Raw genomic sequence first — 4,320 nt, 5'->3', positions numbered from 1 at the left:
GGTGGGGATGGGGGTGTCGACGGGGCCCCCGACACGCCCCGGCACCGGGGCCCCGCTCTCCCCGGGCTCCTCTTCCCTCTCCGCGCGTCCGGTCATCACCGGCTTCCTCCCCTTCCCGCTCCCCTCCCGGTCGGTCGGCGCCGTGCACGAAACCCCGTGACCTCGGATGGAGGCGCACCCGGAGCCCCGATGGACGGCCGACACCCCGGCCCAACGTACCTCGGGACACCCATCGGCCTCCTCGGCCCCGAACCCCTCCCGGGCGGAAGGAGCGGCAGCCGAAAACCGGAGGCCGTCGGGCCACCGACCCGATACCGTCCGGTCACCGACCCGGGCCGGCCACCGGCCGCCCGGCCCGGCGTCCCGGGAGGGCACGGAGGATGACGAGGGAAAAACGCGCCCGGCCGCCGGCGATGGCCGGCATCGCGCGGCGGGCTCTGGAAGGGGCTCCCGCGCGGGGCCCGAGCGAGGCGGACCTCGCGGTGGGCCCGGTGGCGGCGGACGTGTGGATCCGGGGCGACCTCGGGTTCGTCCTCGTCCTGCACCGTCGGGACGACGGCTTCCTCGGAGAAGAGGTGTACCACTCCTTCCGTGACCCCGAGGGTGGCCCGGAGGGGGCGTGGTCCGAGTGCGACCACCTCGGCGGGAGCGTGTGGCGGCTCGACCCGAAGGAGGCGAGGGCTCGCGGAACGGGCCTCGCCAATGGCGCCCCGATGGTCGTCACGGATGACGAGGTGCGGCTCCACACCGGACGGGCGTCCGGGGACGAGGGGTGGGAACCGGTCCGGATCGTGGTGCTGCTCGCCCCCCGCGAAGCCGATGCCCTCGCCATCACCGGCGCGGACGGGACATCGTCCCGCCGGCGACCCCCGACCTCCCCCCTGGCCCTGGTGGTTCTCCTGCCCGGGGATCGGGTCCGGGTCCGCGCGACCCGGTCCACGGGCGGCGGACACGTCCCGGTGGGAGAGCCCGTCGACCTCGACCACACCCCTCCCCCGGACTCGGACCCGGACCCCGGTTCCGCGATCGGCGATTGCCCGTGACGCACCGGCCGGTGCCCCGACCGGACGGAGTACCGCGTCAGGTGCCGGAACCCGTGGAGCCCAGGATCGCCTCCCGCCGCGACTCCTCGGCGACGGCGAACACCGTGGTGTTGCCCGGCAGGCCTGAGACGAAGCCCACCTCACCGGTGGGGTCGGTGATTCCGCCGTCGCGGAGCTCGGCGACGTGCTCGACCACCATCGCGTTCTCCCCGCACAGCAGGGCGGTCCACCGATCCTCCTCCGCCTCGCCGCCGCCGCTGCTCACGAATGAGTACGGTCCTTCCGGATACCGTTCCTCCTCGTCCCCGCCGAGGGCGGGAGCGGAGAACAGGGTGAGCCTCGCCTCCGAGGGAGCCGCGTCGGGAACGACCGCGAAACCGCACGAGCCGCCTCCGGTGAGGAAGACGAACATCTCCTCTCCCACCCGGGCGGTCGCCAGGACACGACCCCCGCTCTCGGCGAGCACCTCTTCCACCGCCGCCGACCCCGCGCCGAGCACCTCCACCGCCGGCAGGTCTTCCAACGGCTCCGACCGCTCCTCGGCCCCGGCGTTCTCCCCACCCGTGCAGGCCGCGCAGGCGAGCAGAAGAGCCACCGCCACCGCCGGACCCATCCCGTGATTCCTCATCACACCCCCGTCTTCGCCACCGGAAGACCTCCGGGGCACTCTCCTCGCCCATCATCGGACACCGAGGCCCTGCCACCTTCCCCGCCCCCACCGATGACCAACCGTTGCCTCCGGATCCCCGCCCCGGAACGTCCCCGGAGCTTCCCGTCCCGAATCGAACGCGTCGGGTGGGGCCCGGTGCGATGCTCAGTCCCATGCGTTGAAGAGAAGGCCGCCGAGTGTGGTGGTCCCGGGGAAACGGCAGGCACGTCGTTCCACCGGAGAAAGACCGGAGGTGTCCATCTCCTCCAGGGGCGTGCTCAGCAACTGCCGGTCGAGAACCTCGAACCCCGCCCACGAGAACGCCCGGGCCCACCCCGGCGGTTCGATGAAGTCGGTGTCGTGCCACGGCCCGCGCTCCCCGACGAAGACGATCCAGGGGTGGTGGACATGGCACAGCACGACGCTCTCCTCCCGGCGGCTCAGGATCGACGCGGTGTGGAACGTGCGGGGATACTCCTGTTCCTCGAACTCTCCCACCCTGCCCTCGGCGAGGCGCGCGGCGTCGTACAGACCGGTACGAAAAAGACGGAGATCGGTTTCGGGCAGGGGGCCGTCCTTCGGCCGGAAGAACCCCGTGGCTCCTCGCGGCAGGACGAACGCCGTTCCCCCGTGGTCACGCATGTCGCCACCCTGCCCGCTCCCCGACGACCCCGCCGGCGAATTACCGGCGGGGACCGGGAGGGACCGGGAGGGAACCGGGACCCGTCCCATAGACCGACCGGAGCCGGGCCGGCGAGCCGGGAGGCGGCGGGACGCACCGCCTCCCGACCCTCTCCACACCCGGACGGCCACCGCCGGGAGAGGGTCAGCCCCTCGTCGGGGAGACCCGGTGGCCGGGGTCGTCGAGCCACACGGTGTGCGAACCGTCCGCCGAAACGGTGAGGCCGAAACGGTCGAAGCCGGGACGGCCCCGTGCGTCCCACCACCGCCACGCGCTCTCCAGCTCGTCCCACAACCGTCGCGGGCCGTACTGCACGACGGGATACGCGGGGGCGGGCCCCTCGTACCCGATCACGGCCCGGCTGGTGGCGCCGGTGTCGTACAACCACAGCCGGTAGGTTCCGGCGCCCGTCCACTCGACGCGGCAGAACAGGTCCGGCACCCGGACGCCGATGACGAACATGTGGAGCCAGTCCCCCACGTCCTCCGGTGAGAGCGCGGTCGTGCTCCGTTCCCCCTCTTCGGGGGAGCCGGGGAAGGCGTCGGGAGGCGGCAGGTTACGCCGCTGATCCCGCAGCCGCATGAACGCCGAGGATCCGACGAAGTGCCCGGAGGCCGAGCCGTCCCCGGGCACCGTGAGCCGGACGACCGCCTCGCCCCCGTACGTCGGCCCCCACGGAGCCACGATCACCCCGCCCGGTCGGCTCTGGCACAGCCAGGCCGGCGGCACCCGGCCGACCGAGCACGTGGCGATCACCCGGTCGTACGGGGCCTCGGTCGTGTACCCCTCCGCGCCGTCCCCGACGACCGTGGTCGGGGTGTGCCCGGCGGCGTGGAGACGCCGCCGGGCCTCCACGGCGATCTCCTCGTCCACCTCGACGGTCACCACGTTGCCGGAGCCGAGGCGGGCGGAGAGCAGCGCCGCGTTCCATCCCGTCCCCGTCCCGATCTCCAACACCCGGTGCCCGTCCAGCGGTTCGAGGGCGGCCAACATGGTGAACACCATGGTCGGCATCGAGTTCGAGCAGGAGGGGACACGGCCCTTCCCCTGGCCGGTGTGGGTGCCGTCGTCCCACTGGGTGGTGAGGGGGACGTCCCGGTGGACGGCCTCCCACCACACCTCCGGCTCCTCGCTCCTGATCACGCGCCGGCTCGGGCGGTTCATCCCCGCCCGCCCCGGCCAGATGACGTCGGGGACGAAGAGGTGCCGGGGAACGGCGTCGTACACGGGAACCCACGCCGGGGTCAGTGCCCCCGTGTCGATGAGAGCGGAGGCCAGCCGCCGGGGACCGGCCTCCGTGTCGTGCGTCGTCTCCACGGCTCAGCGACCGTCCGCCGGGCCCCGGCCGTCGTTGGTGTTTCCACCCTCGTCGGAACCTCCGCCACCGTGCTTGTTGCCGCTGTCGCTGTCGTCCTGCGGGTTGCCGTCGGCCATGGGAGGCATGGGGGTGATCGGGTACGGGTTCATCTCGGGACTCCTCGCTCTGTTCCGATGGGTGTTCGTGGTGCGGGGTGATCGTCCCCGGCGGTGGCGACCGAGCGGAACGGCGTCGGGGACCGGTCATCGGACCGCGACCCCGGCGGCCGTGGGTACGAAGCCGACGGAGGGGGCCGGCAGGTGTGCCGCCCGGTCGAGGAGCGCGGTTCGCGGGCACCCGACCATCGAGGGGGGCCGCCCGTGACGGGGCACGGCATGGGCGGAACCGGGCCGTTCCCCGGCCCCCGCACCGACCGGGAGGCGGCGCCGGTGATCGGCCCGGGACGGGGTCGGCCATCGGCAACGGGAGTCGAGCGCGTACGGCGCCCGGAGACGGTGCGCGCCCTCACCCATCGCGGTCACCCGCCCCGGCGCCGGGGGTGTGGTGCGCGGCGGAGACCGGAGGCGCCGACTCCGGAGGACGAACGTCCCCCGGCCGCGCGTCCCACTCCCGCCCGCCGCCCTCCGGC

At 73.7% G+C, this 4,320-nt stretch carries 5 protein-coding genes; 1 reads left to right on the top strand and 4 read right to left on the bottom strand.

All coding sequences use genetic code 11. From position 1 onward, the window contains the following. The first annotated feature begins 380 nt into the window (after positions 1–380). Complete coding sequence (locus FOE67_RS18120; RefSeq protein WP_182665574.1) at positions 381–1,043, top strand: hypothetical protein; 663 nt, start codon at positions 381–383, stop codon at positions 1,041–1,043. A 37-nt stretch (positions 1,044–1,080) separates the two neighbouring features. On the opposite strand, the gene FOE67_RS18115 is transcribed toward FOE67_RS18120, so the two are convergent. From FOE67_RS18115 to FOE67_RS18100, 4 genes are all read right to left on the bottom strand, one after another. Beyond that, positions 1,081–1,656, bottom strand: coding sequence for a hypothetical protein (locus FOE67_RS18115; protein WP_182665572.1), 576 nt, complete (start codon positions 1,654–1,656; stop codon positions 1,081–1,083). 201 nt (positions 1,657–1,857) lie between these two features. After that, positions 1,858–2,334 (bottom strand): hypothetical protein, encoded by a 477-nt coding sequence (locus FOE67_RS18110; RefSeq protein ID WP_182665570.1) that lies wholly within the window; start codon positions 2,332–2,334, stop codon positions 1,858–1,860. Positions 2,335–2,518: 184 nt separating this feature from the next. Next, entirely contained in the window at positions 2,519–3,691 is a 1,173-nt protein-coding gene (locus FOE67_RS18105; protein WP_182665568.1) for a methyltransferase domain-containing protein, read from the bottom strand. 3 nt (positions 3,692–3,694) lie between these two features. Beyond that, positions 3,695–3,841 carry a hypothetical protein gene (locus FOE67_RS18100; RefSeq protein ID WP_182665576.1) on the bottom strand — a complete coding sequence of 49 codons (147 nt, stop codon included), beginning with the start codon at positions 3,839–3,841 and terminating at the stop codon, positions 3,695–3,697. Positions 3,842–4,320 lie beyond the last annotated feature (479 nt).

The sequence above is a fragment of the Streptomyces calidiresistens genome, assembly GCF_014141525.1.
Lineage (GTDB): Bacteria > Actinomycetota > Actinomycetes > Streptomycetales > Streptomycetaceae > Streptomyces > Streptomyces calidiresistens.
This window is presented reverse-complemented; position numbering and strand designations above follow the sequence as displayed.